Here is a 26,651-nt window from a genome sequence, read left to right on the forward strand (position 1 = left end):
GCCGTGAGGGTCAGAGCGCGGCCACGCCGGCCTCGAGCACGCCATCGCGCGCCACGATGCGCCCGCCCGCCACCACGAGCCTGCGCAGCGGCCGCGCGACCACCGCGTGCGCGGCGGTCCGGGCATCGACCAGCACCAGGTCGGCGCGGCAGCCGGCTTCGAGGCCGTAGTGCGCAAAGCCGCAGCCGCGCGCGCCGGCATGCGTGACGGTGTCGAGCGCGACATCGATCTCGTCGTCGCGGCGCAGGTTGTAGCGCATGCCGATGAACATCGCGCGCTCCAGCATGTCGGGGCTGCCGTAGGGCGACCAGGTGTCGCGGATGCCGTCGTTGCCGCCACAAACCGTCACGCCGGCCTGCCGGCAGGCGATGAGCGGCGGCACGGTGCGCGACGGCGACGCGCTGGTGATCAGCACCACGCCCAGCGCGGCCATGCGCGCGAGCAACGCGTCGCGCTCGCGCTCGGCGATGTCGCCCAGGCAGAAGCCGTGGCTGATCGCCACCCTGCCCTGCATGCCGAGCGCGGCCGTGCGCTGCAGGATCAGGTCGAGCGAGAACGCACCCATGGCGCCGGGCTCGTGCAGGTGGATGTCGAGCGGGCGCTGGTGCTTCTCGGCCAGGCCGAACAACAAGTCGAGCGAACGCACCGGGTCGCCATCGATGGCGCACGGGTCGAGCCCGCCGAGCACGTCGGCACCGCGCGCCAGCGCCTGGTCGAGCAGTTCGGCCGTGCCCGGCCGCCCGAGCAGGCCCGACTGCGGAAACGCGACCACCTGGATCTGCTGCACCGCGCGCATCGCCTCGCGCGTGCGCAGCGTGCCGTCGAGGTGGCGCAGGCCGGCCTGCGTGTCGATGTCGACGTGCGTGCGCAGCCGCGTGGTGCCGAGCGCGAGAAAGGCCTTGGCCAGCACCATAGACTGCACGGCGGCGTCGTGCCCGCTCGCATGCCGGAAGGCGCGCTCGTTCTCGATCCGGTCGGTGAGCTGGGGCCCCACTTCGTTGCGGTACCAGTCCATGCCCCAGAGCGTCTTGTCGAGGTGGGTGTGGCTTTCGACGAGGCCGGGCAGCAGCAAGGCGCCGCCGCCGTCCTCGACGGGCGTGCCGGCCGGCGCGGCCAGGGCTGGGCCCACCGCCGCGATGCGGCCATCCTGCACGAGCACATCGACGGGAACATCGGGCGCAAGGCCGGCGGGACGCACGCGGCGCAGCAGGAGCGAGGGCATGGCGATCGGTTCTTTCACGGCATCGAAGGGAATTCGAGGATACCTGCGCGCAACCCGGTGCATGCGGCGCCCACGCTTCGGCCTGGAGCGAAGCGTGCGCCGCGCCGGGTGGCGACCATCGGTGCACCATGAAAAAGACACTGACCCACCTGCCCACCGAATGGGCGCTTCTCGCGCTGCTTGCCGTGCTCTGGGGCGCCTCGTACACCTTCATCAAGGTCGGCGTGGCCACGATCCCGCCCATCACGCTGATCGCCGCGCGCACGCTGGTGGCGGGGCTGCTGCTGCTCGCGGTGCTGCGGCTGCGCGGGGTGCGGCTGCCGCGCGACGCCGCCATCTGGCGCCGCTTCATGCTGCAGGCCGTGCTGAACAGCGTGCTGCCCTTCACGCTCATCGCCTGGGCCGAGCGCAGCGTCGACGCGGGGCTTGCGACCATCCTCAACTCGACCTCGCCGATCTTCATCTTCCTGCTGGGCCTCGGCCTGCGCGGCACCGAACCGCCGACGCTGCGCCGTCTGCTGGGCGTGGGCGCCGGGCTCGCAGGCATCTGCTTGGTCGTGGGTGCGGAGGCCCTGGGCGGGATCGGGCGCGCGCTGCTCGCGCAGGTCGCATTGGTGGTGGCCGCCATCTGCTACGGCGGCGCGGCCATGTTCGGCCGCGTGTTCAAGGGCTTCGACCCGATGGTGCCCGCGGCGGGCTCGCTGCTGTGCGGCTCGGTGATGCTGCTGCCCGCCAGCCTGGCGATCGATCGCCCCTGGACGCTGGTGCCGTCCGCCGCGTCGGTGCTCGCGGTGCTCGCACTGGCGGTGCTGTCGACGGCCGTGGCCTTCACGATCTATTTCCGGCTCATCCGCACGCTGGGGCCGATGGCCACGGCCGCGCAGGCCTATCTGCGGGTGCCGGTCGGCGTGGCGATCGGTGTCGTCTTCCTGGGCGAGCGGCTCGCGCCCACCGCATGGCTCGGGCTGGCCTGCACCGTGGCCGGCGTCATGGCGATGACGCTGCCCGCGCGGCGCAACCGCCCCGCCGCCGAGCCCCGCCTCAATCGATGCTGATGTTCGCCGCCTTGGCCACCTCGGCCCACTTCACGCGGTTGTCGTGCACCGTCTTCTTGAACTGCGCGGGCGACTCGATGCGCACCGTGTTGCCCTGGGCCTCGAAGCGCTCGCGGATCTCGGGCTGCTCGAGCACGGCCTTCACCGCGGCATTGAGCTTGTCGACGATGCGCGCCTCGGTGCCCTTGGGTGCGAAGATGCCGAACCAGATCGAGCTGTCGAAGCCCCGGGTGCCCGCAAGGCCGCTGGAAGCGATGGTGGGCACCTCTTTCACTGCCGTCACCGGCTTGGCGGTGGTCACGCCCAGGAGGCGCACCTTGCCGGCCTTGTAGTGCGGCAGCACCGTCTGCACCTGGTTCATGATGCAGCAGGTCTCGCCGCGCACCACCGAGGTGATGGCCTCGGGCCCGCCCTTGTAGGGCACGTGCACCATGTCCAGGCCGAGGCGCGAATTGAACTCGGCAAAGGCCATGTGCGTACCCGCGCCGTTGCCGGTGGACGCATAGTTGTACTTGCCGGGGTTGGCCTTGACGAGCTCGACGAACTCCTTCAACGTGCGCACGTTCATCACGTCGGCATTGATGGTGAGCACGTTCGACACGTCGAGCACCGGCGCCACCGGCACGAAGTCGGCTTCCACGTCGAACGGCAGCTTCTTGTAGAGCGCGGCATTGCTGCCGTGCGTGGCCGCGGTGCCAAACGAGAGCGTGTAGCCGTCGGGCTTGGCATGGGCGACGTACTCGCTCGCGATGTTGCCGGCCGCGCCCGACTTGTAGTCGATGACGACCTGCTTGCCCAGCTGCCTGGCCAGCGGTTCCTGGATCGCGCGGGCCACCACGTCAACGCCCGAACCGGCCGGGAAGCCCATGATCAGCGTGACCGGCTGCTGCGGCCAGTCGGTGGGGGCCTGGGCCAGCGCGGGGGCCGATGCGGTGGCGAACAGGGCGATGGACAACAGGCGCGAGAAGGGAAAATGGATCATGGCTGTCTTTCCTCGAGGCGGGCGGTGCAAAGCGGAATTGTGGCGCGCGGCTCATGCCGGATGCGGCATGAGCTTCTGCACTCCGCACGCGCGCTGCGGCATCTCTCCATAATCGCCGCATGGTTCGCCCCACACAACAACTCCACCCCGCACGCGAGCCCGCGCCCGTGCGCGCCGCCGCCACCGTGCTGCTGCTGCGCGATTCCGAGGCCGGCATCGAAGTGCTGATGACACGCCGCTCCGCCACCGCCAGCTTCGCACCGGGAGCCTATGTGTTCCCGGGCGGGCAGATCGACCCGGCCGACGCGGCCGCCGGGCTCATCGCCTCGCGGCGCCCGACGCAGACCGACCTGCAGCTCACCCAAGCCGTCGCGGCCATCCGCGAAGGCTTCGAGGAGCTCGGCGTGCTGCTCGCGCGCCATGCCGACGGCCGGCCCGCAAACGCCGCGGACATCGCCGCCATGGACCGCAGCACCACCTCTCCGATTTCCTTCGTCGCACAATGCGCCGAGCGGGGCCTGGTGCTCGCGAGCGACCACGTGTTCACGTTGGCGCACTGGGTTACCGACCGCGACCTGCCGCGGCGCTTCGATGTGCCTTTCCTGGTCGCCCGCATGCCCGAGGGCCAGACGCCCTCTGCCGACGAGAGCGAGCAGTTCGAGCCCTGCTGGGTGCGCCCGGCCGACGCGCTCGCGCGGCACGACGCCGGCAGCTTCTTCATGATCTTTCCGACCGTGCGCACGCTGCAGCGGCTGGCGGCCTACGCGAGCGTCGATGCGGTGCTCGAAGCCTGCGGTCCACAGGGCGGCACCGAGCGGCCGCTGTGGACCAGCTGCCCGCGCGCCGGCCTGCTCGGCGGGCTGGACACGCGCTACATGGAACACGAATCGCCCTACGGCGAACTCGCGCTGGTGTGCCCCGACGGCCAGCTGCTGCACGCGCTCGACTGGCAGAACGAGCGACCGGTGCCGCTGCTCGCCAACGTGCAGCGCCTGACCGCCGGCAACCCGAGCGCGATGACCGGGCCGGGCACCAACAGCTACATCGTCGGCAACGCGGCCACGGGCTACATCGTGATCGACCCCGGCCCGAACGATGCGGCGCACATCGAGCGCCTGTGGCGCGCCACGCACGGCGACGTGCGCATGATCGTCTGCACCCATTCGCATGCCGACCACTCGCCGGGCGCCGCGCCGCTGCAGGCGCTGTGCCAGGCCCGGCCGCCGATCGTCGGCCTGTCGTCGGCAGCCACCGCGCGCGCCTCGGCGCGTTTCGTGGCCGAACGCGAACTGGCCGACGGCGAACGCCTGGTGCTGTCGGGCAGCTCGGCCACGGGCGAGGCCGTGACCCATACGCTGCGCGCGGTCCACACGCCGGGCCATGCCGCGAACCACCTGTGCCTGGTGCTCGAAGAAGACGGGCTGCTGTTCTCGGGCGACCACATCCTCAACGGCAGCACCACGGTGGTCGATCCGCCCGACGGCGACATGAACGCCTACCTCGACTCGCTCGACCGGCTCGACGCAGCCTGCGAGGCCGGCGGCATCGACTTCATCCTGCCCGCGCACGGCTACGTGATCGGCAGCGCGCGCCGCGCCATCGCGCAGCTCAAGGCGCACCGGCTGAAGCGCGAGGCCAAGATCGCGCAGGCCATGGAGAAGCTGCCCGACGGCACGCCCGACGACTGGCTGCCGCTGGCCTACGACGACGTGCCCGAACGCCTGTGGCCGGTGGCGGCCCGCTCGCTGGCCGCGCATGTGGCGCGCATCCGCCAACGCACGGCGGCGGCAGCACCATGAAGGGTGCTCGCAACGAAGACGAAGGCATCCGCCTTGCCAAGCGCGTGGCCGCGCTCGCGGGCTGCTCGCGCCGCGAGGCCGAGCTCTTGATCGAGAACGGCGCGGTGCGCGTCGACGGCGTGCCGGCGCTGCTGCCGCAGTCGCGCGTGCAGCCGCACCAGCAGGTCGAGATCGAAGCCGGCGCCAAGCCCGAGCCGGTGGTGGCGGTCACGCTGCTGCTGCACAAGCCCGCGGGCATGCCGACCGACAACGCACACCAGTTGCTCGTGGCGGCCAACCACCACGAGCCCGAGCGCGCGGGCCTGCGCTTCCTGCCCGCGCACGCGCGCGCGCAGCGCTGCATGACGCCGCTCGAAAGCGGCGCGAGCGGGCTCGTGGTCTACACGCAGGAATGGCGCATCGAGCGCAAGCTGCAAGAGGACGCCGGCATCCTCGAGCACGAGGTGATGGTCGACGTGGCGGGCGCGGTCTCGCCCGAGCAGCTCGCGCGCTTCGAGCGCTCGACCGCGCGCGTGAGCATCGGCCGCCAGGCGCCCGACCAGACCGGCCTGCGCTTTGCCATCAAGGGCCCGCGGCCCGGCCAGATCGCGCACCTGTGCGACCAGGCCGGGCTGCGCATCCTCGCGATGCGGCGCATCCGCATCGGCCGTGTGCCGCTGGCGGGGCTGCTGCCGGGCCAGTGGCGCTATCTCACGCCGCACGAGCGCTTCTGAAGGCGGGCCGCGCGCGCCATCGACGACAGGACACGTTCAACCAAGGAGACAAGGATGAAGTTCGGTTCCGGACGCGCCGCACTTGCCTGCACCGTGCCGCTGGCGTTGGCGTTGGCGGGCTGCAGCTACCTGGCCCCGCTGCTGGCACCGCTGCTGCCGCCGAGCGATCCGCCGTCGCCCGCACCGCCGCCGGTGGTGTCGCCCAGCGGCCTGGCGCCGATCACCGAGGCGCAGGTCGAACGCATCCGCGAGGTGATCGCCGCCAGCCCGCCGAGCCCGGCGGTGGCCCGCGTGGTGCGCAGCGCCGCACCGACCATCGAATCGTTCGTGCGCACCGAAGGCTGCATCACCGCGCGCAACGGCGCCGTGCTCAACCCCTTTGCTGCGCCCGGCCGGCTGTTCGACGGCACCGGCTTCCAGGGCGGGCCGATGGCGGGCATGCAGTACCACGACAGGACGGCCTGCGTGACCGTCAAGCGGATGCAGAACTGGAAGATGGTGTCGCCGAAGCGGCTGCGCTTCGAGGTCGTCTACGTGGGCGACGACGGCGAGGAGCGCGCCGTGCGGCGCCACGAACTGGCGCGCCAGCCCAAGGGCGGCTGGCTCTTCACCCGCTGAGGGGGCACGGGCGCCGTATCGGAGCGCCCGTGCGAAAGAAAGTGTGAAGCCCGCCGATAAGCCGGATTCTGTGCGCCGAAGGCCTCTTGCGAAGCCCTCGGCGTGACCGCCATTACTCTGGGCCGCCTGTCACCAGACGGCTCGATGCCACCTACCCGCCAGCTCAGCGGAACCACCTCGATACTGGCCTACTTGGTGTTGCTGCGCGCAGAGATTGCCCGTTTCACCCGAACTGAATCGGCTCGTCTCTGTTGCTCTGATCCTCACCTCACGGTGGAGAGTCGTTAACTCCTGCGCTGTCCTGTGCAGTCCGGACGTTCCTCCAGTGCGGCCTTTCGGCACTTGCACCAGCGGCGGTCTGGCGTGCTTCACACAAGGATTATCGCTCCATGCCTTCGCAGCGCCCGCCGACCGTTCCACAATGGCGGTCGACCGTCCCCAAACCGACACCAGGTCCTACTCCAAGGAGATCCAGCAATGAAGGCCCAGAACATCCTCCAGACCATCGGCAACACGCCGCACATCCGCATCCAGCGCCTGTTCGGCCAGGCGAAGCAGCAGGTGTGGATCAAGTCCGAGCGCGCCAATCCCGGCGGCTCGATCAAGGACCGCATCGCGCTCGCGATGGTGGAAGAAGCCGAGAAATCCGGCGCGCTGAAGCCCGGCGGCACGATCGTGGAGCCGACCTCGGGCAACACCGGCATCGGCCTTGCGATGGTCGCGGCTGTCAAGGGCTACAAGCTGGTGCTCGTGATGCCCGACAGCATGTCGCTGGAGCGCCGCCGCCTGATGCTGGCCTACGGCGCCACCTTCGACCTGACGCCGCGCGCGGGCGGCATGAAGGCCTCGATCGCGCGGGCCGAGGAAATCGTCGCCGGCACGCCCGGCGCCTGGATGCCGCAGCAGTTCAACAATCCTGCCAATGTCGAGGTGCACATGCGCACCACGGCCGACGAGATCGCGGCCGACTTCCCCGAGGGCATCGACGTGCTGATCACCGGCGTGGGCACGGGTGGCCACATCACCGGCGTGGCAAAGGTGCTCAAGAAGAAGTGGCCGAAGCTGCAGGTGTTCGCGGTCGAGCCCGTGGCATCGCCGGTGATCTCGGGCGGCCAGCCCTCGCCGCATCCGATCCAGGGCATCGGCGCGGGCTTCATCCCGAACAACCTCGACACCTCGGTGCTCGACGGCGTGCTGCAGGTCGATGCCGAGCCGGCGCGCGAAATGGCGCGCCGCTGCGCGGTCGAGGAAGGCATGCTCGTGGGCATCTCCTCGGGCGCGACGCTCGCGGCCATCGCGCAGAAGCTGCCCTCGCTCGCACCCGATGCGGTGGTGCTGGGCTTCAACTACGACACCGGCGAGCGCTACCTCTCGGTCGAAGGCTTCCTCCCGGCCTGAATCCCCCGGTCGGCGCCCGCCGGGGCGCGACCCTCTAAAATCCGCGGTCTGCTTGATAAACACAAGCCCCACGCCATGCTGAGAATCTCCGAACTCAAACTCCCGCTCGGCCATGCCGACGACGCACTGCCCGCGCTGATCGCCAGCACGCTCGGCGTCGAACCCGCAGCCATTGCCTCGCACACGGTCTACAAGCGCAGCTTCGATGCACGCAAGGCCGACCTGCGCACGGTCTACATCTGCGACGTGCAGCTGGCCGACCCGGCAGGCGAAGCCGCCCTGCTCGCGCGCCACGCCGGCAACCCGCACATCCAGAGCGCGCCCGACATGCGCTACACGCCGCCGGTGCATGCGCCCGAGGGCGCCCCGCGGCCGGTGGTGATCGGCTTCGGCCCCTGCGGCATTTTTGCCGCGCTGATGCTCGCGAAGATGGGCTTTCGCCCGATCGTGCTCGAGCGCGGCAAGACGGTGCGCCAGCGCACCCGCGACACCTGGGGCCTGTGGCGCAAGAGCGTGCTGAACCCCGAGTCGAACGTGCAGTTCGGCGAAGGCGGCGCCGGCACCTTTTCGGACGGCAAGCTCTACAGCCAGATCAAGGACCCGCGCTTCCTCGGGCGCAAGGTGATGGAAGAGTTCGTGAAGGCCGGTGCGCCGCCCGAGATCCTCTACGTCGCGCATCCGCACATCGGCACCTTCAAGCTCGTGAAGGTGGTCGAGAACATCCGCGAGCAGATCGTGGCGCTCGGCGGCGAGATCCGCTTCGAACAGCGCGTGACCGACGTGCACATCGAGAGCGGTCAGCTTCGCGGCCTGACCGTGCTCGACCAGACGACCGGCCAGCGCAGCGAACTGCGCGCCGACCATGTGGTGATGGCGCTCGGCCACAGTTCGCGCGACACCTTCGAAATGCTGCACGCGCGCGGCGTGCACATCGATGCCAAGCCGTTCTCGATCGGCTTTCGCGTCGAGCATCCGCAGGGCCTGATCGACCGCGCGCGCTGGGGCCGCCATGCGGGACATCCGCTGCTCGGCGCGGCCGACTACAAGCTGGTGCACCACGCCAGCAACGGCCGCTCGGTCTATAGCTTCTGCATGTGCCCCGGCGGCACCGTGGTGGCCGCCACGAGCGAGCCGGGCCGCGTGGTCACCAACGGCATGAGCCAGTATTCGCGCAACGAGCGCAATGCCAACGCGGGCATCGTGGTCGGCATCGAGCCGCGCGACTTCCCGGGCTGGACGCCCGAGGCGCCCGGCGATGCGCTCGCCGGCATCGCACTGCAGCGCGAACTCGAATCGAATGCCTTCGTGCTCGGCGGCGGCGACTACCGCGCACCAGGCCAGCTGGTGGGCGACTTCATCGCCGGCCGGCCGTCGACCGCGCTCGGCAGCGTGACCCCGTCGTACAAACCCGGCGTCACGCCCACCGACCTGCACCAGGCGCTGCCGCCCTATGCCATCGAGGCGATGCGCGAGGCCTTTCCCGCCTTCGGCCGCAAGATCAAGGGCTTCGACCTGCACGATGCGGTGCTCACGGGCGTCGAGACGCGCACCTCGTCTCCGATCCGCATCACGCGCGGCGACGACTTCCAGAGCCTCAACGTGCGCGGCCTCTACCCAGCCGGCGAAGGCGCGAGCTACGCCGGCGGCATCCTCTCGGCCGGCGTCGACGGCATCAAGGTGGCCGAAGCGGTGGCGCGCAGCGCGACCGGAACCTGAGCACCACCGCCACCATGACGCGCGACGACTTCCACTTCTACGAGCCGGCCAAGGGCCACGGCCTGCCGCACGACCCGTTCAATGCCATGGTCGGTCCGCGGCCGATCGGATGGATCTCGTCGCAGGACGAGCACGGCGTGCTCAACCTCGCGCCCTACAGCTTCTTCAACGCCTTCAACTACACGCCGCCGATCGTGGGCTTCGCGAGCATCGGCGCCAAGGACAGCCTGCACAACATCCGCCAGACGCGCGAGTTCGGCTGGAACCTGGCCACGCGGCCGCTGGCCGAGCAGATGAACCGCTCCTGCGCGGCCGTGCCGCCCGAGGTGGACGAATTCGAACTCGCCGGCCTCACGCCCGCGGCATCGCGCACCATCGCAGTGCCGCGCGTGGCCGAAAGCCCGGTGTCGTTCGAATGCAGGCTCACCCAGCTGCTGCAGCTCGAAGGCGCCGACGGCGTGCCGGTGCCCACCTGGCTCGTCCTCGGCGAAGTGGTGGGCGTGCACATCGCACGGCACCTGCTGAAGAACGGCATCTACGACACCGCCGCGGCCCAGCCGATCCTGCGCGGCGGCGGGCCGGCCGAGTATTTCGAGATCAGCGCCGACAATCTCTTCAAGATGTTCCGCCCGCGCTGAATGCGCGGAACCCTATTTTTTGTGCCGCCGACAACCTGACCACCGACCGATGACCGACACCGCCACGCCCCAAGAAGAACAGATCCAGGAAGTCCAGCAGCCGGCGGAAGCCGACGGCGGCGCGGCGCAGAAGCAGCCGCGCCAGCAGCAGAGAAAGAAACGCAACCCCGGGCAGTCTGGGCAGCCGCAAAACCAGCAGCAGAAGCAGCAGCCACCGCAGCAGCAGCAAGCGTCGCGCGGCCGCAAGGTGCATCCGGCGCTCGAGAAGCTGTTCGAGCTCTATCCGAACCTGTTCGGCGCGCGCTTCCTGCCGCTCAAGCTCGGCGTGTTCCAGGACCTGCTCGACAAGCATGCCGACGTGTTCAAGAAGGACGAGCTGAAGGTCGGGCTCGGCCTGCATGCGCGCTCCACGCGCTACCTCGAGGCCGTGGCCGCGGGCCATCCGCGCCACGACCTCGACGGCAACGTGGTGGAGCCGGTCGCGCCCGAGCATGTGCACCACGCCATCCTCGAGCTGCACCGCCGCCGCGCGCAGCGCAACCCCGGCGAAGACCTGCGCCCGCAGCTGGTGACCCGCATCGCCCGCGCGGTGGAAGCCTCGGGCCTCGACCGCGAAGCCTATGCCGTGCTGGTGCGCTCGCGCGACGAGGACACCAATGCCGTGCTCGACGAAGCGCTGGCCGAACTGGCGCGCCAGGCCGCCAAGCGCGAGGCGCTGCTGCGCGCCTTCGAGTCGAGTGGACGCGACAGCGAGCAGGCCTTCGCCGAGATGTACGGCATGGACGCCAAGGAAGTGACCGCCACGCTCGCACGCGCACGCACCGAGCGGCAGCCGGCGGCGCCTGCAGCCGCCAGCTGATCGCATTCGATCGAGGCTGCTGCGGCAGCGCAGAAGCAAAAAAAGCCGCCACGGTGTGCCCGTGGCGGCTTTTCTTTGGCTTCTGCAGGCTCGGACGCTCAGCGCGCGTTCTGCAGCGCCGCGATGCGCTCCTCGATTGGCGGGTGCGTGGCGAACAGCTTGCCCATGCTGCCCGTGATGCCCATGGCCTCGACGGCCTTGGGCAGTTCGCCGGCCGGCAGGCCGCCCAGGCGCGCGAGCGCATTCATCATCGGCTGGCGGTTGCCCATGAGCGCGGCGGCGCCGGCGTCGGCGCGGAACTCGCGCTGGCGCGAGAACCAGGCCACCACGATGGCGGCGGCGAAGCCCAGCAAGATGTCGAGCACGATGGTGCTCACGTAGTAGCCGATGCCGGGGCCCGACGAACGGTCGTCGCCGCGGCGCAGGAAGCTGTCGACCGCGTAGCCGATCACGCGCGAGAGGAACACCACGAAGGTGTTCATCACGCCCTGGATCAGCGTCATCGTGACCATGTCGCCGTTGGCGATGTGCGCCACCTCGTGGCCGATCACGGCCTCGACCTCTTCACGCGTCATGCCCTGTAGCAGGCCGGTGGACACCGCGACCAGCGACGAGTTCTTGAACGCGCCGGTGGCGAAGGCGTTGGGCTCGCCCTCGAAGATGCCGACCTCGGGCATGCCGATGCCGGCCTTGTCGGCGAACTTGCGCACCGTGCCGACGATCCAGGCCTCGTCGGGGGTCTGGGGGTTGTCGATCATGTGCAGCTTGGTCGTCCACTTGGCCATGGGCTTGCTGATCAGGAGCGAGATGATCGCGCCGCCAAAGCCCATGATCAGCGCGAAGCCGAGCAGCGCCGTCAGATTGAGCCCGTTGGCCGTGAGATAGCGGTTGACGCCGAGCAGGCTCGCGACGATGCCGAGCACCGCAACGACCATCACGTTGGTCAGGACGAACAGAACAATACGTTTCAAGTTGGATTCTCCGTGGGGGAACGCTACCGCCTAGATGAGGGCCCCGCGGCCCTCTTCAAGCCATGCAGGATCGGCCGTCGAATTCTTGTGGTTGTTCTGGCGGACGGCGTGCACCGCGGGCTGCGGGTAGAGCGATGATAGGAGCAAAAGTTCTACGGACCCTGCCGGAAGACCTTCGGATCGTCGTAGAAATCGGCAGCCGCGTTGTCGGCACACCAGCCCGGCACCCCCAGCACCGGCAGCGGCGCGAACGGCTTGTGCGCCAGCCACTGCGCATCGAGGCTGTGCGCGAGCGCCGCGTCCTGCACCAGCCCGGCGCGCGCGGCCAGCCTCGGCGGCACGCACAGCACATGCGCCGTGGCCGCCTTGCGCGGCGCGACGAGCTTCTCGAGCAGCGCATGGCCGAACACCACGAGCCGCGCCTCGGACCACAGCGCGCGCCGCGCGACGAACAGCGCCTGCCAGTCGCGCGACAGCAGCGCATCCCAGACCGGCGCGGGCGCGGGCGCGTCGAGCAGCGCACCGTTCTCGTCGAACAGCGTCAATGCATCGCGCAGCGGGCCGCGCGTGGCGCCGATGCCGGTGCGGGCGATCTCGGTCGCCTGCAATTCGTTGAGGCGGCGCTTGGTCTCCGGAAAAGCCAGCCAGACCAGCCCATTGAAGAAGTCGTGGAGGTTGTCGCGCGTGGGAACGGTGCGGGTCTCGAAGATGTGGGCTTCGTAGGCCTGGCCCGGTGGCAGCGCCGACTGCGCGACGAAGGCGGGCGTGCGGCCGGGCTTGGCGAACTGCTGCAGTGCGTCAGCAACCGGTGCGCCGGCCGCGGCGGTCTGCGCCGCTGCCTCGCCGATGGCGCGATAGGGCGCCAGCCAGGGCTGCGACCAGTCGATCGCCGCCAGGCTCATCAAGGCGCGGCGGCTCCGGTCCAGCGGATGCGGTCGGGGTGCTGCAGAACGGCAAACTCCGCGGGCAGCTTGTCGAACAGCTTGAGCGAGCTGCCATGCTTGCCGAGCAACCCGGCGGCGCGCAGCGCCTGGGCCACGTCGTTGAGCGGCACGTCGGCGCCGCTGCGCAACGCCGGCGCGGCCCGCAGGATGAACTCGGCGGCTTCGGACACCGGCGGCCTCGGCGCGGACTGTTTCTGCGCGGACTGCTTCGCAGCGGGCTTCGCGGCGGCGGCCTTGGCGACCTTGCGCGCCGCTGTCTTGGCCGGCGCCTTGGCCGCGGCGGTCTTCGCTGCTGCCGGCGCGGCGGCGGACTTGGCTGCGGGCGCACGCTTCGCCGCCGCCTTGCGCGCCGGTGCGGCGCGCGGCGCGACCGGTGCACCCTGGTGCCGCAGGTCGGTGAAGTCGTCGTAGACCGCCACTGTCTCGTCGCCCGTCTTGCCCTGCTGGCCGAGGCCGCAGACGCGGCAGCCCTTCTCGCGCAGCCGGATCACGAGCGGCGCGAAATCGGAATCGGACGACACCAGCACCGCCACGTCGGGCCGCTCGGCCATCGCAAGGTCGATCGCGTCGACCGCGAGTGCGATGTCGGTGCTGTTCTTGCCGGCCGAGAGATTGACCATCGGGCGCACCGACAGCCGCTTGAAGAGCGCCTGCTGCTTGAGTGCCGTCTCGGCATTGCAGTAGGCGCGGCGCACATGCACCGCGCCGTACTCGGCCAGCGTGCGCTGCACGGCCTGCTCGATGACGTCTGCCGAGACGTTGTCGGCATCGATCAGCAGCATCACCCGCAGCGGGGGCGTCATGCGAGCCTCCAAGCCACGGTCTCGCCGCCGCGCAGCGGCTTCAGCGTGGCCTCGCCGTAGGGCACGGTCTCGGGCACGGTCCAGCTTTCGCGCTTCAGCGTGATGGTGTCGCTGTTGCGCGGCAGGCCGTAGAAGTCGGCGCCGTGGAAGCTCGCGAACCCCTCGAGCTTGTCGAGCGCGCCCGCGTTGTCGAAGGCCTCGGCATAGAGCTCGATGGCGGTCAGCGCGGTGTAGCAGCCGGCGCAGCCGAGCGCATGCTCCTTCAGGTGCGCCGGATGCGGTGCGCTGTCGGTGCCGAGGAAGAAGCGGTCGCTGCCGCTGGTGGCGGCTTCGACCAGCGCGACGCGGTGCGTCTCGCGCTTGAGCACCGGCAGGCAGTAGTAGTGCGGGCGGATGCCGCCGGTGAAGATCGCGTTGCGGTTGTAGAGCAGGTGGTGCGCCGTGATCGTGGCCGCCGTGAAGCGCCCCGCATCGCGCACGTAGTGCGCGCCCTCCTTCGTGGTGAGGTGCTCGAACACCACCTTGAGCTCGGGAAAGTCGCGCCTGAGCGGGATCATCACGCGGTCGATGAAGACGGCTTCGCGGTCGAACAGGTCGACCGCCGGGTCGGTCACTTCGCCGTGCACCAGCAGCAGCAGGCCGTGCTTCTGCATCGCTTCGAGCGTCTTGGTGGTGTGGCGAATGTCGGTCACGCCGGCATCGCTGTTGGTGGTGGCGCCGGCCGGGTAGAGCTTGAGCGCGCGCACGCCGGCCGCGGCGGCCTGGGCGATCTCTTCGGGCGGCAGCTTGTCGGTCAGGTAGAGCGACATCACGGGCTCGAAGGCGGCGCCCGCGGGCACGGCCGCGCGGATGCGGTCGCGGTATGCCACGGCCTGCGCGGCGGTCGTCACGGGCGGGCGCAGGTTCGGCATGATCAGCGCGCGGCCGACTTGGCGCGCGCTGTGCGGCACCACGGCTTCGAGGGCGGCGCCGTCGCGCACGTGGAGATGCCAGTCGTCGGGACGGGTGATGGTGAGGGTGTCGGTCATGGGAGGGCGATTGTCGCATCGGCCCGCCCGCGGCACGTGCTGGCACACGTCGTGCTTGTGATGTCCGTCCCCACCCCACGGAGTTCCATGTGAAGCGTGCCGCCCCCGCCCCGATCATCCCGTCGAAGTCCCTCGTCGCCTGCGCGGCGCTCGCCGTCTTGGCCCTCACCGCCGCGCCGGCGCTGGCGCAGGAGAAGACCTTGCGCATCGCGATGACCGCGGCCGACATTCCGCGCACGCTGGGCCAGCCCGACCAGGGCTTCGAGGGCAACCGCTTCACCGGCATCCCGATCTACGACGCGCTCACGCACTGGGACCTGTCGAAGGCCGATGCGCCGAGCGTGCTGATCCCCGGCCTGGCCACATCGTGGGCCGTCGACGCGAAGGACAAGACGCGGTGGGTGTTCAAGCTGCGTCCCGGCGTCAAGTTCCACGACGGCTCGGCCTTCAACGCCGATGCCGTGGTCTGGAACGTGCAGAAGGTGCTCGACAAGGACGCGCCGCAGTTCGACGCGAGCCAGGTCGGCGTGACCGCTTCTCGCATGCCGACGCTGCGCACCGCACGCAAGATCGACGACATGACTGTCGAGCTGACCACCAGCGAACCCGATGCCTTCCTGCCGATCAACCTGTCGAACCTGTTCATGGCCTCCCCGGCCCATTGGCAGAAGAAGTTCGACGCCGCCAGCGGCGCCGCGCCGGCCGACAAGGCCAGGGCCGCGTGGACGGCCTTCGCCGCCGATCCCGCCGGCTCGGGCCCGTTCCGGGTCACGCGCTTCGTGGCGCGCGAGCGGCTCGAACTGGCCGCCAACAAGTCCTACTGGGACGCGAAGCGCGTGCCCAAGATCGACAAGGTCGTCATGCTGCCGATGCCCGAGGCCAACGCGCGCACTGCCGCGCTGCTGGGCGGGCAGGTCGACTGGATCGAGGCGCCCGCGCCCGACGCGATGCCGCAGATCACGCAGCGCGGCTTCAAGATCTATTCGAATGCGCAGCCGCACGTGTGGCCCTGGCAGCTGTCGTTCGCCGAAGGCTCGCCCTGGCTCGACAAGCGCGTGCGCCAGGCGGCCAACCTGTGCATCGACCGCGGCGGCATGAAACAACTGCTCGGCGGCATGATGGCCGAGCCCAAGGGCACCGTGCCGCCCGGCCATCCGTGGTGGGGCAACCCCAAGTTCGACATCCGCTACGACGTGAAGGCCGCGCAGGCCCTGATGACGCAGGCCGGCTACTCGGCCGCCAAGCCGATCAAGGTGAAGGTGCAGATCTCGGCCTCGGGCTCGGGCCAGATGCAGCCGCTGCCGATGAACGAGTACGCGCAGCAGTCGCTCAAGCAATGCTTCTTCGACGTGGAATTCGACGTGATCGAATGGAACACGCTCTTCACCAACTGGCGCAAGGGCGCTAAGGACCCGTCGGCCAACGGCGCCAATGCCACCAACGTGAGCTTCGCCGCCATGGACCCGTTCTTCGCGATGGTGCGCTTCGTGAGCACCAAGGCGTTCCCGCCGGTGTCGAACAACTGGGGCTACTACGGCAATGCCGAAGTCGACAAGCTCGTGGCCGATGCGCGCACCAGCTTCGACGACAAGGCGCGCGACGCGGCACTGGCAAAGCTACATGCGCACGTGGTCGACGACGCGCCCTTCGTCTGGATCGCGCACGACGTGGGCCCGCGCGCCATGTCGGCCAAGGTCCGGAACGTGGTGCAGCCGAAAAGCTGGTTCATCGACATCGCCACGATGACCATGGACTGAGCGCGCGATGCTCGCCTACCTGCTGCGCCGCATCGTCTACGCCCTGCCGATCATGGTCGGCGTGGCGCTGGTGTGCTTCCTGCTGGTGCACATCGCGCCGGGCGACCCGCTGGTGTCGATCCTGCCGCCCGACGCGTCGGCCGAGCTGCAGGCGCAGTTGCGCGAACTCTACGGCTTCAACCGCTCGCTGCCCGAGCAGTTCGCGATGTGGCTCTGGCGCGCGCTGCACGGCGACCTGGGCATGTCGATCGCAAGCAACCGCGCGGTGGCCGGCGAGGTGTTCACCGCCGTCGGCAACACGCTGCGCCTCGCGGTGGTGGCCACCTTCATCGGCTTCGTGCTGGGTTCGCTCTTCGGCTTCGTGGCGGGCTACTTCCGCGGCTCGTGGATCGACCGCGCAGCCTCGATGTTCTCGGTGCTCGGCGTGAGCGTGCCGCACTACTGGCTCGGCATGGTGATGGTCATCGTGTTCTCGTCGCAGCTCATGTGGCTGCCCGCCACGGGCGCCGGCCCGGGCGGCTCGAGCGACTGGGCCTGGGACTGGGCGCACCTGCAGTTTCTGGTGCTGCCGGCGCTCACGATGTCGGTGATCCCGATGGGCATCATCGCGCGCACGGTGCGCGCACTGGTGGCCGAGATCCTCGACCAGGAGTTCATCATCGGCCTGCGCGCCAAGGGCCTCACGCACTTCGGCGTGTTCCGCCACATGGTCAAGAACGCCGCGCCTACCGCGCTGGCGGTGATGGGCCTGCAGCTCGGCTACCTGCTCGGCGGCTCGATCCTCATCGAGACGGTGTTCTCCTGGCCCGGCACCGGTTTTCTGCTGAACTCCGCCATCTTCCAGCGCGACCTGCCGCTGCTGCAGGGAACCATCCTGGTGCTCGCGCTGTTCTTCGTGGTGCTCAACCTGCTGGTCGACGTGCTGCAGACCCTGCTCGATCCGCGCATTGCGCGGGCCTGAAGACCCATCGCCATGTCCGCCCTTCTCGCTCCCCTCATCGCCGCCGAGCCCCTGCCGCCGCAGCGCTCGCGCGGCTATTGGACTTCGGTGGTGCTGCGCTTCGTGCGCGATCCGGTCGCCATGGGTGCCGCGCTGGTGGTGCTGCTGCTGATCGGGCTGGCGGTGTTCGGCCCCTGGCTCGCGCCGGCCGACCCGTATGCCTCCTCGATGCTCAAGCGGCTCAAGCCGATCGGCACCGAGGGGCTGCTGCTCGGCAGCGACGAACAGGGGCGCGACATGCTCTCGCGCCTGATCGTGGGCGCCCGGCTGTCGCTGTTCATCGGCATCACGCCGGTGTTCTGCGCCTTCGTGCTCGGCACGGTGATCGGCATCGTCGCGGGCTACGCGGGCGGTCTCACCAACACGCTGATCATGCGCACGATCGACGTGTTCTACGCCTTCCCGTCGGTGCTGCTCGCGATCGCGCTGTCGGGCACGCTGGGCGCGGGCGTGGTCAATTCGCTGATCTCGCTGACGGTGGTGTTCATTCCGCAGATCGCGCGCGTGGCCGAGAGCGTGACGACGCAGGTGCGCACGCGCGACTACGTGGAGGCGGCGCGCGCCTCGGGCGCGAACCCCTTCACCATCGTGCGGGTGCACGTGCTCGGCAATGTGCTCGGACCGATCTTCGTCTACGCCACGAGCCTGATCGCCGTGTCGATGATCCTGGCCTCGGGCCTGTCGTTCCTGGGCCTGGGCGTGAAGCCGCCCGAGCCCGAGTGGGGGCTGATGCTCAACACGCTGCGCACCGCGATCTACGTGCAGCCGTGGGTGGCGGCCCTGCCCGGGCTGATGATCTTCGTCACCTCGATCTCCTTCAACCTGCTGTCCGACGGATTGCGCTCGGCGATGGACAACAAGGGGTGAGCATGAATCCATTGAACGACGTCGGCGGCCCGGCGCAGCCGCTGCTCAGCATCTCGGGCCTGGTCAAGCACTTCCCGCTCAAGAAGGACGCGCTCGGCCGCGGCGGCGGCGTGGTGCGCGCCGTGGACGGCGTGGACTTCGAGGTGCACAAGGGCGAGACGCTGGGCGTGGTCGGCGAATCGGGCTGCGGCAAGTCGACCACGGCGCGCCTCTTGATGCAGCTCATCGCGCCGACGCGCGGCGAGGTGGTGTTCGACGGCCGCGAGGTCGGCGGCCGCGACCTGCCGCTGAAGGAATTCAGGCGCCAGGTGCAGATGGTGTTCCAGGACAGCTACGCCTCGCTCAATCCGCGCCTCACCATCGAGGACTCCGTCGCCTTCGGGCCGCAGGTGCACGGCCTGCCGCGGCGCGAAGCGGTGGCGCGCGCACGCGACCTGCTCGCGCGCGTCGGGCTCGATTCGCGGCGCTTTGCCGAGCGCTATCCGCACGAGCTGTCGGGCGGCCAGCGCCAGCGCGTCAACATCGCGCGTGCGCTGGCGCTGCAGCCGCGCATGGTGATCCTCGACGAGGCGGTCTCGGCGCTCGACAAGTCGGTCGAAGCCCAGGTCATCAACCTGCTGCTCGACCTGAAGGCCGAGTTCGGCCTGACTTACGTCTTCATCAGCCACGACCTGAACGTGGTGCGCTACGTGAGCGACCGCGTGATGGTGATGTACCTCGGCCAGGTCGCCGAGATCGGTCCGTCCGAGACGCTCTACGATGCGCCGGCGCACCCCTACACGCGCGCGCTGCTGTCGTCGATGCCGTCGATGGACCCCGACCACCGCACCGAGGCCGCCGCGCTCGCGGGCGACCCGCCGAACCCTATCGATCCGCCGAGCGGCTGCCGCTTCCATCCGCGCTGCGCGCTCGCAGCGCCGGTGTGCAGCCAGGTGGTGCCCGAGCGCATCGCCACCGGCGCGCGGCATGCGGTGAGCTGCCTGGTGCATGAAGCGGGCAGCGGGCACCCCATGGCGCAGCCGGCGCAGCAACACGAAGAAAGGCAGGCCGCATGAACCACGCCGCGCCACCCGTCACCGAACCGATGGTCCGCCTGCGCGACCTGAGCGTCACCTTCACCGGCGGGCGCAAGCCCGTGCATGCCGCGAGTGGCGTGAGCCTGGACGTGGGCCGCGGCGAAGTGGTTGCGCTGATCGGCGAATCGGGCTCGGGCAAGAGCGTGACGCTGCGCACGCTGCTGCGGCTGCACCCCGAGCGCCGCACGCGCATCGGCGGCCAGGTGCAGGTGGCCGGGCGCGACGTGCTCGCGATGTCCACGCGCGAGCTCGACGGCTTCCGCGGCAAGGTCGCGTCGATGATCTTCCAGGAGCCGCTGCTCGCGCTCGACCCGGTGTACTCGGTCGGTGCGCAGATCGTCGAATCGATCCGGCGCCACGAGAAGGGCGTCGCCGCGGCCGAAGCGCAGCGGCGCGCGCTCGCGCTGTTCGAGCGCGTGCGCATCCCGAGCCCCGAGCGCCGCCTCGCGGCCTATCCGCACGAGATGTCCGGCGGCATGCGCCAGCGCGCGATGATCGCGCTCGCCCTGGCCTGCAACCCGCAGCTGCTGCTGGCCGACGAGCCGACCACCGCGCTCGACGCCACGGTGCAGATCCAGATCCTGCTGCTGCTGCGCGAGCTGCAGCGCGACCTCGGCCTGTCGGTGATCTTCGTCACGCACGACATCGGCGCGGCGGTCGAGGTGGCCGACCGCATCGCCGTGATGTATGCGGGCCGCATCGTCGAGGAAGGCAGCGCGCGCGCGTTGATCCGCACGCCGCGCCACCCGTACACCATCGCGCTGCTCAAGAGCCGGGCCCATGGCGCGCTCGCGCGCGGCGCGCGGCTAGAGACCATCGGCGGCGCCCCGCCCGACCTTTCCGCGCTACCGCCTGGCTGCGCCTTTGCCGCGCGCTGCAGCCTCGCCGCCGAGGCCTGCCGCATTGCACAGCCGCCCGCCATCGAGCTGGCACCGAACCACCGCGCGCGCTGCATCCGCACCGAGGCTGCCGCCGCCATCGCCCCCACCCTGGTAGCCTGACCCTGCCGACCTGCACCACCATGCCATTGCACGACCCCGCCCACGCCTTCGTTCCCTACCCCGACGTTCCGGTGCCGCATGCGGCCACCGGCGCGCTCGCCGACCTGAGCTTCGCGGCCAAGGACCTGTTCGACGTGGCCGGCCATCCCACCGGCGGCGGCAGCCCGATCGTGCTCGCGATGTCGGGCATCAAGACACGCACCGCGCCCGCGGTGCAAAAGCTGCTCGACGCGGGCGCGCGCTTCGTCGGCAAGACCGTGACCGACGAGCTCGCGTTCTCGATGAACGGCAACAACGCGCATTTCGGTGCGCCGATCAACGGCGCCGCGAAGGACCGCATCACGGGCGGCTCGTCGTCAGGCTCGGCCTCGGCGGTGTCGTGGGGCCTGTGCGACTTCGCGCTGGGCACCGACACCGGCGGTTCGGTGCGCGCGCCGGCCAACCACTGCGGCCTCTACGGCCTGCGGCCGACGCACGGGCGCGTGAGCCTCGAGGGGGTGATGGACCTCGCGCCGAGCCTGGACACCTGCGGCTGGTTCGCGCGCGACGCCGCCACCTTCGCGCGCGTGGCCGACGTGCTGCTGGGCGCCGATGCGGTGGCCCTGCCGGCGCGCGTGCGGCTGCTGCGTCCCGACGATGTCTGGTCGCTCGCGGTGCCGGCCGCGGCCGCGGCGCTGGCCGATGCCGCCGCGCGCGTGCAGGCCGTGCTCGGCGAGGCGCGGCATGTCGACGTGGCGCTCGACTCCTTCGATGCGATGTACTGGAACTTTCGCTACGTGCAGGGCCATGAGGCCTGGCTCACCGACGGGCCGCTGATCGAGCGCCATGCGCCGCCACTCGGCCCCGGCGTGGCGGAGCGCTTTGCCTGGTCGCGCGGCGTGACCGATGCGCAGATCGTCGCCGGCCGTGCGTTTCGCAGCGCCTTCCGCAGCCACCTCGCCGAGCTGCTCGGCCATGACGGCGTGCTGCTGATGCCGACGATGCCCGACATCGCGCCACTGCGCAGCGAGGCCGAGGCCGGCCTGGAGGACTACCGCGACCGCTCGATCCGGATGCTCTGCATCGCGGGCCTCAGCGGCTTTCCGCAGCTGTCGATGCCGTTCGCGCAGCGCGACGGCGCGCCGCTGGGCCTTTCGCTGCTCGGCCCCGCAGGCTCGGACCGCTCGCTGGTCGCGCTGGCCGAGCGCCTCGCGGCAGCGTCTCAGAAGCTGTGAATGAACTGGACGTGCCCGAGCAGGTCGTCCAGGCGCGTCCGATCGAGGCGCAAAGCGCAGTCGTAGCTCGGGCTACGGCGAGCATTTGCAACGACGAGCGGGCGTGTCTGGGCGGGCTGAGCGGGCATGGCCGGTTCGTTCACAGCTTCTCAGTCCGGCTGAACCACCGCCGGCGCGGCCAGGCGGCAGACGTCGCAGTCGGGCACATCGGCGCCGCGCTCCAGCACCACGAAGTCGCCCGCGTCCAGCGCCAGCAGCGCGTGGTGCCAGGTGCCGGGTGCGAGCAGCACGCCCTGCAGCCCATCGGTCACGAAGGCCGAAAGATCGGCCGCCGACGTGGGCGCCGCACCTGCACGTGCGACCACGATCACGAAGCGCCGCATGCCGAGCGGCACGAAGGCCTGGCTGCCGAGCGCATGGCGCTCCAGTTCAACGACCTCGTGCGGAAAGCGCCGTGCCTGCGCGCGGAACAGCGCGAGCATCGGCCGGCCGCCGCCGGCGTCGAGCTGCAGGTCGTCCACGAGGTCGAAGCGCTGCGCGCTGCCGCCGTTGATGGGCCGGCCTTCGCCGGGCGGCGCGGCGATCACCGTGCCGAAGGGCGAGAAGGCGTCGGCGGTCAGCGGCCGGATGGCGAGCAAAGCATGGGCAGGCGTCATGCCGCCATTGCAGCAGAAACCGTGCCGCGCGCGGCGGCCAATTCGTCGCGCCAGCGTGCATAGGCGGCGGCGCGTTCGCCGTCCGCGAGCCGCAGCAGTGCCGAGGGATGCAGCGTGACGAACACCGGTCGGCCGTCGGCGCGTTCGTGCAGCCACATGCCGCGTTCGGCCTGCACCGCCACCGGGCGCCCGAGCAGCGCGCGCGCCGCGGTGGCGCCGAGCGCGACCAGTGCCTGCGGCTTCACCAGCGCGATCTCGTGGTCGAGCCAATGGGCGCAGGCTTCGGCCTCGCGCTGGCCGGCGGTCTTGTGGATGCGGCGCTTGCCGCGCAGTTCGTACTTGAAGTGCTTCACCGCATTGGCCAGGTACACGCTGTCGCGCGGCCAGCCGATCTGCGCCATCGCGCGGTCGAGCAGCTGCCCGGCCGGCCCGACGAACGGCCGGCCCGCCAAGTCTTCCTGGTCGCCGGGCTGCTCGCCGACCAGCATGTGGTGCGGCGCGAGCGGGCCTTCACCGCACACGGCCTGCGTGGCGAGCGCGCCGATCGGACAGGCGCGGCAGCCGTGCGCGGCGGCCTGCAGTTCGGCCAGGCTCGCGGGCGCCACGCCTTCCGCGGGGCGCAGGTGCAGCGCGATGGGCGCGCGGATGCGACGCACGGGCGTGGCCGGTGCATCGATCATGGCCTGGCTGCGCGCCGCGGCGGCGTCGGCCAGCGGCTGGATCAGCGCGGCCTCGGGCAGGTTGTGCCAGTAGCGGCGCGGCATCTCGTTGCGCATGGCCGCGAGCTTGAGCCGCGCGGGGTTGAAGATGTGCGCGTAGTAGGTGAGCCAGAGCTGCTCGCCGGCATCGGGCGCGGGCTTTTCGCGCCGGTCGGCGCCGGGCCGGAAGGCCAGCGCGGCACCGTCCCACGCCACGCAGCGGTCGGGCGTGAGGATGGCCCAGCGCATCTGCGCGAAGCGGCGCGCGAAGAACGGCGCATTGGCCTCGACGATGCGGTGCTCGGGCTCGAACCACGCCACGTGGCGCTCGAGCCCGTCGGCCTCGTCGGCCACGCGCGTGAAGCGCACGAAGGCGCGCATCTTGTGGATGTCGCGCCGCACCGACCGGGCCATGCGCTGGGCTCGCATCATGTCGGCGTCGAGTGGATCGTGCCGCAGCGCGGGTTCGTGCGCGAGGCGCCAGAGCAGGCGGTAGAGCAAGGCAAAGCGCTGGTCGTCGCGGTGCAGGACCACGTCGGCGCAGAGTGCGACGATGGCGGCCGGCACGGGATGCGAAGGCACGGCGGGCGGCGCGGGCAGCATGGTGTCTGCCTCGCCGAACAGGCCTTGGCTTGCGCCGCCGCCGCCATCGCCGCCGGCCGCGTCGCGCACACGCCATTCGACTTCGCCCGGCGGCACGCCAGCGGCCAGCAGTTGCCGGGCGCTGCGGCGGAATGCGTCGAGGTCGACCGGATCGTCGAGCAGCGCCTGCATCGCACGGCCCCTAGAACAGCGATGCCTGCACCGCGGTGCGCGGCGGCGCCGCGAGAGCGCCGCGCGCCGGCCGATGCCCGTCGGCCACCACGAACGGCAGCACCTTGCGCGCGGGCACATGGAGCCGCCGCAGGTCTTCGGCACGCACGCGTCGCACCCGACGTGCCTGCATCAATCGGTCGACGGCCTTGACGCCGAGCCCGGGCACGCGCAGCAGCATCTCGCGCGGTGCCTGGTTCAGGTCGACCGGGAAGCACTCGGCATGCGCGAGCGCCCAGGCCATCTTGGGATCGACGTCGAGCCGCAGCAGGCCGTCGGGCGCCGCCACGATCTCCTCGTGGCCGAAGCCGTAGAAGCGCATCAGCCAGTCGGCCTGGTAGAGCCGGTGCTCGCGCAAGAGCGGTGGAGCGGTGAGCGGCAGCGCGCGCGCCGCATCGGGAATGGGGCTGAAGGCCGAGTAGTAGACGCGGCGCAGCCGGTAGGCGCCGTACAGCGTGGCGCTGGTCGCGAGGATGCCGCGGTCGTCTGTGGCATCGGCGCCCACGATCATCTGGGTGCTCTGCCCCGCGGGCGCGAAGGGGGGCGGCTTGGCGGCCACGGGGGCGGCGCCGGGCAGCACGCGGATCGGCACCACGCGGCGCGCTTCTTCGCGCGTGTGGTCGATCGCAAGCCGCAGCCGCGCCATCGATCGGCGGATGGCGCTCTCGTCCTTCTCGGGTGCGAGCGCCTGAAGCCCCTCGGTGGTCGGCATTTCCACGTTGATGCTGAGCCGGTCGGCATAGCGGCCGGCCCGCGCGATAAGTTCGTCGCTTGCGTCGGGAATGGTCTTCAGGTGGATGTAGCCGCGAAAGTCGTGGTCCTCGCGCAGCGCCCGCGCCACCTCGACCACCTGCTCCATCGTGTGGTCGGGCGACTTGACGATGCCGCTCGACAGAAAAAGGCCCTCGATGCAGTTGCGCCGGTAGAAGTCGAGCGTGAGCTGCACCACCTCGTCGATGCGAAAGCGCGCGCGAGGCACGTTGCTCGAGGCGCGGTTGACGCAGTAGAGGCAGTCGTACTGGCAGTGGTTGGTCAGCAGCACCTTGAGCAGCGAGATGCAGCGGCCGTCGGGCGCGTAGCTGTGGCAGATGCCCATGCCCTCTGTCGAGCCGATGCCGCGTCCGCCGACCGAGTCGCGCGGCTGCGAACCGCTCGACGCGCAGGAGGCGTCGTATTTGGCGGCATCGGCAAGGATGGCGAGTTTGCGCTGAAGTTCCACGGCGGCTTGGGGCGTCAAAAGACTGTATGAATATACAGCATCGAGGCGCCGGCGTTGACAAAGACCGGCTGCGCGCAGGGTCGCTCGCCACGCGGCCCGCTACAGTCCAGGGCTCTTTCCACCCGATGCGCAGCGATGCGCCGTGTCCGATGCGCCGCCTCTCTTCCTTCTCCGTGCTCGCACTGGCTGCCGCGCTGCTTGCCGCGGGATGCGCCTCCCCGCGCACCGCGCCGCGCGTGGTCTTCCTCGCCGACGGCGTTTTCAAGTCGCCCTCCACCCAGGACGCCGAGGCCTATTGCCGCAACTTCGGCGCGCCCATGCGCTACCTCGACCCCGAGGCGGCGGCCCGCGCGCCGGGCGCCGAGGTGACCTATCGCTGCGACTGAGCCGGCGCCTCCTCGCCTGGCACCCGCACGCACGCGAGGATGAAGTCGATGAAGGTCCGGATCGCGCGCGTGTGCTGCCGGTTCGGCATGTAGAGCATGAACATCTGCGTGCCGAAGAGCGACAGGCGCCAGTCGTCGAGCGTGGTGACCACGTCGCCCCGGCGCATGTCGTCGGCCACCACGTAGTCGGGAACCAGCCCGATGCCGAGGCCCGCCAGGATGGCCTGGCGCAGGAACAGGAAGTTTTCCGAGATCAGCGTCGGCTCGAGCACCACTTCGCGCCGCACTTCGCCCAGCTCCTGGCTCTGGTAGGCCGACACGCGCAGCTGCCGCCCGACGACGGCCGCCGTCACCACGGGAGCGCTCTGCAATTCGTCGAGCTGCTGCGGCAGCGCATGTTCCGCCGCATAGCCGCGCGAGGCGCAGGCCACGTAGCGCACCGCGCCCAGGTCGCGCGCCACCAGGTTCTGCGGCGGCTCGGGCACCACGCGGATCGCGATGTCGACCTCGTCGCGCAGCAGGTCCTCGATGCGGTTCTCGAACACCACGTCGAGCACGATGCCCGGGTACTGCCGCTTGAAGTCGATCAGCCAGCCGGCCATCACGAGCTGGCCGTAGCCGCTCGGCACGCTGAGCCGCACGCGACCCTGCAGCCCCTGGCCGAGCGTGGTGACCGATTCGCGCGCGGCCAGCAGCTCGCCCTGGATCACGATGCCGTGCTGGTAGAGCCGCAGCCCGATCTCGGTCGGCTCGGCCCGGCGCGTGGTGCGGCGCACGAGCTGCGCGCCGACCGACCGCTCGAGCTGGTTGAGGTGGTAGCTGACGTTGGCGCGGCTCATCTTGAGCCGCCGCGCCGCGGCGCTGAGGTTGCCCGCGTCGATGATTTCGACCAGCAGGGACAGCGATTGAAGGTCCATGGCGCCGATTTTGTCAAAAATTCTTTGACAGTCTGTCAATGGACTATGCAATTGTCAAAGCCCCGCACCCGACCAAGAATGCGGGGTTCACCTAGGAGGCTGCCGGGCTTGGGCATGGCCCCGCGCCGCTGCCTGGGACTGCCAGGCAAGGCGCGGGCGAGGCCGTGTGGCGAGCCACACAACGAGCCCGCAACGCAGCATGGCAGTCCCAGGCAGCGGCCCGGAGGGTTGCGCGAGACAGGGCGCATGCGGCGTTGCCAATGCTCGCTGGACATCAGTCCAGCTTGCGCTTGGCGCCTTG

General features: G+C 70.4%; 25 protein-coding genes and 1 other RNA gene. 15 read left to right on the forward strand and 11 right to left on the reverse strand.

Going from position 1 to position 26,651, the window contains the following annotated elements; all coding sequences use genetic code 11:
* Positions 1–10 precede the first annotated feature (10 nt).
* Positions 11–1,222, reverse strand: coding sequence for an amidohydrolase family protein (locus AC3A6G_RS23890; protein WP_487874779.1), 1,212 nt, complete (start codon positions 1,220–1,222; stop codon positions 11–13).
* A 128-nt stretch (positions 1,223–1,350) separates the two neighbouring features.
* On the opposite strand from AC3A6G_RS23890, the gene AC3A6G_RS23895 reads away from it, so the two are divergent.
* Entirely contained in the window at positions 1,351–2,277 is a 927-nt protein-coding gene (locus AC3A6G_RS23895; RefSeq protein ID WP_487865748.1) for a DMT family transporter, read from the forward strand.
* Here the strand turns inward: AC3A6G_RS23895 and AC3A6G_RS23900 are convergent.
* On the reverse strand, positions 2,264–3,259 hold the full coding sequence (locus tag AC3A6G_RS23900) for a Bug family tripartite tricarboxylate transporter substrate binding protein (RefSeq protein ID WP_487861736.1): 996 nt from the start codon (positions 3,257–3,259) through the stop codon (positions 2,264–2,266). The two genes, AC3A6G_RS23895 and AC3A6G_RS23900, sit on opposite strands and share 14 nt — an antisense overlap.
* Positions 3,260–3,378: 119 nt before the next feature.
* On the opposite strand from AC3A6G_RS23900, the gene AC3A6G_RS23905 reads away from it, so the two are divergent.
* The 3 genes from AC3A6G_RS23905 to AC3A6G_RS23915 are packed head-to-tail and all read left to right on the forward strand — an operon-like array spanning position 3,379 to position 6,389.
* Positions 3,379–5,058 (forward strand): MBL fold metallo-hydrolase, encoded by a 1,680-nt coding sequence (locus AC3A6G_RS23905; RefSeq protein WP_487874768.1) that lies wholly within the window; start codon positions 3,379–3,381, stop codon positions 5,056–5,058.
* On the forward strand, positions 5,055–5,771 hold the full coding sequence (locus AC3A6G_RS23910) for an RNA pseudouridine synthase (RefSeq protein WP_487861738.1): 717 nt from the start codon (positions 5,055–5,057) through the stop codon (positions 5,769–5,771). The genes AC3A6G_RS23905 and AC3A6G_RS23910 overlap by 4 nt, the downstream gene beginning before the upstream one ends.
* Before the next feature lie 54 nt (positions 5,772–5,825).
* On the forward strand, positions 5,826–6,389 hold the full coding sequence (locus tag AC3A6G_RS23915; protein ID WP_487874769.1) for a hypothetical protein: 564 nt from the start codon (positions 5,826–5,828) through the stop codon (positions 6,387–6,389).
* 41 nt (positions 6,390–6,430) lie between these two features.
* Here AC3A6G_RS23915 and rnpB read toward each other — a convergent pair.
* Positions 6,431–6,759, reverse strand: an RNA gene (rnpB, locus tag AC3A6G_RS23920) — RNase P RNA component class A.
* A gap of 107 nt (positions 6,760–6,866) precedes the next feature.
* Between rnpB and cysK the strand changes: the two genes are divergently transcribed.
* From cysK to AC3A6G_RS23940, 4 genes are all read left to right on the forward strand, one after another.
* Positions 6,867–7,787: a cysteine synthase A gene (gene cysK, locus AC3A6G_RS23925; RefSeq protein WP_487874770.1), complete on the forward strand. Its 921-nt coding sequence runs from the start codon at positions 6,867–6,869 to the stop codon at positions 7,785–7,787.
* 75 nt (positions 7,788–7,862) lie between these two features.
* Positions 7,863–9,503, forward strand: a complete 1,641-nt coding sequence (locus AC3A6G_RS23930) for an NAD(P)/FAD-dependent oxidoreductase (RefSeq protein ID WP_487874771.1) — start codon at positions 7,863–7,865, stop codon at positions 9,501–9,503.
* Positions 9,504–9,517: 14 nt separating this feature from the next.
* Positions 9,518–10,141, forward strand: coding sequence for a flavin reductase family protein (locus AC3A6G_RS23935; RefSeq protein WP_487874772.1), 624 nt, complete (start codon positions 9,518–9,520; stop codon positions 10,139–10,141).
* A 49-nt stretch (positions 10,142–10,190) separates the two neighbouring features.
* Positions 10,191–11,000 (forward strand): ProQ/FINO family protein, encoded by an 810-nt coding sequence (locus tag AC3A6G_RS23940; protein WP_487874773.1) that lies wholly within the window; start codon positions 10,191–10,193, stop codon positions 10,998–11,000.
* A 98-nt stretch (positions 11,001–11,098) separates the two neighbouring features.
* On the opposite strand, the gene htpX is transcribed toward AC3A6G_RS23940, so the two are convergent.
* The 4 genes from htpX to pyrC form a co-directional block, all read right to left on the reverse strand.
* The gene (htpX, locus tag AC3A6G_RS23945) at positions 11,099–11,971 is read right to left on the reverse strand and encodes a protease HtpX (RefSeq protein WP_487865757.1); all 873 of its coding nucleotides are present in this window, start codon (positions 11,969–11,971) and stop codon (positions 11,099–11,101) included.
* 152 nt (positions 11,972–12,123) lie between these two features.
* On the reverse strand, positions 12,124–12,873 hold the full coding sequence (locus AC3A6G_RS23950) for a DUF3025 domain-containing protein (RefSeq protein WP_487874780.1): 750 nt from the start codon (positions 12,871–12,873) through the stop codon (positions 12,124–12,126).
* Positions 12,873–13,718: an NYN domain-containing protein gene (locus AC3A6G_RS23955; protein WP_487865758.1), complete on the reverse strand. Its 846-nt coding sequence runs from the start codon at positions 13,716–13,718 to the stop codon at positions 12,873–12,875. Before AC3A6G_RS23955 ends, AC3A6G_RS23950 begins: the two co-directional genes overlap by 1 nt.
* Entirely contained in the window at positions 13,715–14,746 is a 1,032-nt protein-coding gene (pyrC, locus tag AC3A6G_RS23960) for a dihydroorotase (RefSeq protein ID WP_487865759.1), read from the reverse strand. The genes AC3A6G_RS23955 and pyrC overlap by 4 nt, the downstream gene beginning before the upstream one ends.
* A gap of 89 nt (positions 14,747–14,835) precedes the next feature.
* On the opposite strand from pyrC, the gene AC3A6G_RS23965 reads away from it, so the two are divergent.
* From AC3A6G_RS23965 to AC3A6G_RS23990, 6 genes are read left to right on the forward strand one after another with little or no spacing between them, the layout of a single operon-like run.
* The gene (locus AC3A6G_RS23965) at positions 14,836–16,503 is read left to right on the forward strand and encodes an ABC transporter substrate-binding protein (protein ID WP_487874774.1); all 1,668 of its coding nucleotides are present in this window, start codon (positions 14,836–14,838) and stop codon (positions 16,501–16,503) included.
* A gap of 7 nt (positions 16,504–16,510) precedes the next feature.
* Positions 16,511–17,464: an ABC transporter permease gene (locus tag AC3A6G_RS23970; RefSeq protein ID WP_487861750.1), complete on the forward strand. Its 954-nt coding sequence runs from the start codon at positions 16,511–16,513 to the stop codon at positions 17,462–17,464.
* A gap of 12 nt (positions 17,465–17,476) precedes the next feature.
* The gene (locus AC3A6G_RS23975; RefSeq protein ID WP_487861751.1) at positions 17,477–18,370 is read left to right on the forward strand and encodes an ABC transporter permease; all 894 of its coding nucleotides are present in this window, start codon (positions 17,477–17,479) and stop codon (positions 18,368–18,370) included.
* Positions 18,371–18,372: 2 nt separating this feature from the next.
* Positions 18,373–19,425 (forward strand): ABC transporter ATP-binding protein, encoded by a 1,053-nt coding sequence (locus AC3A6G_RS23980; protein WP_487874775.1) that lies wholly within the window; start codon positions 18,373–18,375, stop codon positions 19,423–19,425.
* Between the two features lie 29 nt (positions 19,426–19,454).
* Positions 19,455–20,447 carry an ABC transporter ATP-binding protein gene (locus tag AC3A6G_RS23985; RefSeq protein WP_487874781.1) on the forward strand — a complete coding sequence of 331 codons (993 nt, stop codon included), beginning with the start codon at positions 19,455–19,457 and terminating at the stop codon, positions 20,445–20,447.
* A gap of 20 nt (positions 20,448–20,467) precedes the next feature.
* Positions 20,468–21,661: an amidase gene (locus AC3A6G_RS23990; protein WP_487874776.1), complete on the forward strand. Its 1,194-nt coding sequence runs from the start codon at positions 20,468–20,470 to the stop codon at positions 21,659–21,661.
* A 149-nt stretch (positions 21,662–21,810) separates the two neighbouring features.
* On the opposite strand, the gene AC3A6G_RS23995 is transcribed toward AC3A6G_RS23990, so the two are convergent.
* Genes AC3A6G_RS23995 through AC3A6G_RS24005 form a run of 3 tightly spaced genes read right to left on the reverse strand, consistent with a single transcriptional unit; the run spans position 21,811 to position 25,047 of the window.
* Positions 21,811–22,317 carry an ureidoglycolate lyase gene (locus AC3A6G_RS23995; protein ID WP_487874777.1) on the reverse strand — a complete coding sequence of 169 codons (507 nt, stop codon included), beginning with the start codon at positions 22,315–22,317 and terminating at the stop codon, positions 21,811–21,813.
* Complete coding sequence (locus AC3A6G_RS24000) at positions 22,314–23,789, reverse strand: UdgX family uracil-DNA binding protein (protein ID WP_487874778.1); 1,476 nt, start codon at positions 23,787–23,789, stop codon at positions 22,314–22,316. Before AC3A6G_RS24000 ends, AC3A6G_RS23995 begins: the two co-directional genes overlap by 4 nt.
* 10 nt (positions 23,790–23,799) lie before the next feature.
* The gene (locus tag AC3A6G_RS24005) at positions 23,800–25,047 is read right to left on the reverse strand and encodes a putative DNA modification/repair radical SAM protein (RefSeq protein WP_487865765.1); all 1,248 of its coding nucleotides are present in this window, start codon (positions 25,045–25,047) and stop codon (positions 23,800–23,802) included.
* A gap of 173 nt (positions 25,048–25,220) precedes the next feature.
* Between AC3A6G_RS24005 and AC3A6G_RS24010 the strand changes: the two genes are divergently transcribed.
* A complete protein-coding gene (locus AC3A6G_RS24010; RefSeq protein WP_487861756.1) occupies positions 25,221–25,433 on the forward strand; it encodes a hypothetical protein in 213 nt (70 codons plus the stop codon).
* Here AC3A6G_RS24010 and AC3A6G_RS24015 read toward each other — a convergent pair.
* Positions 25,418–26,350: a LysR family transcriptional regulator gene (locus tag AC3A6G_RS24015; protein ID WP_487865767.1), complete on the reverse strand. Its 933-nt coding sequence runs from the start codon at positions 26,348–26,350 to the stop codon at positions 25,418–25,420. The two genes, AC3A6G_RS24010 and AC3A6G_RS24015, sit on opposite strands and share 16 nt — an antisense overlap.
* Positions 26,351–26,651: the final 301 nt, after the last annotated feature.

The organism is Variovorax sp. Soil_C_26 (assembly GCF_057657075.1).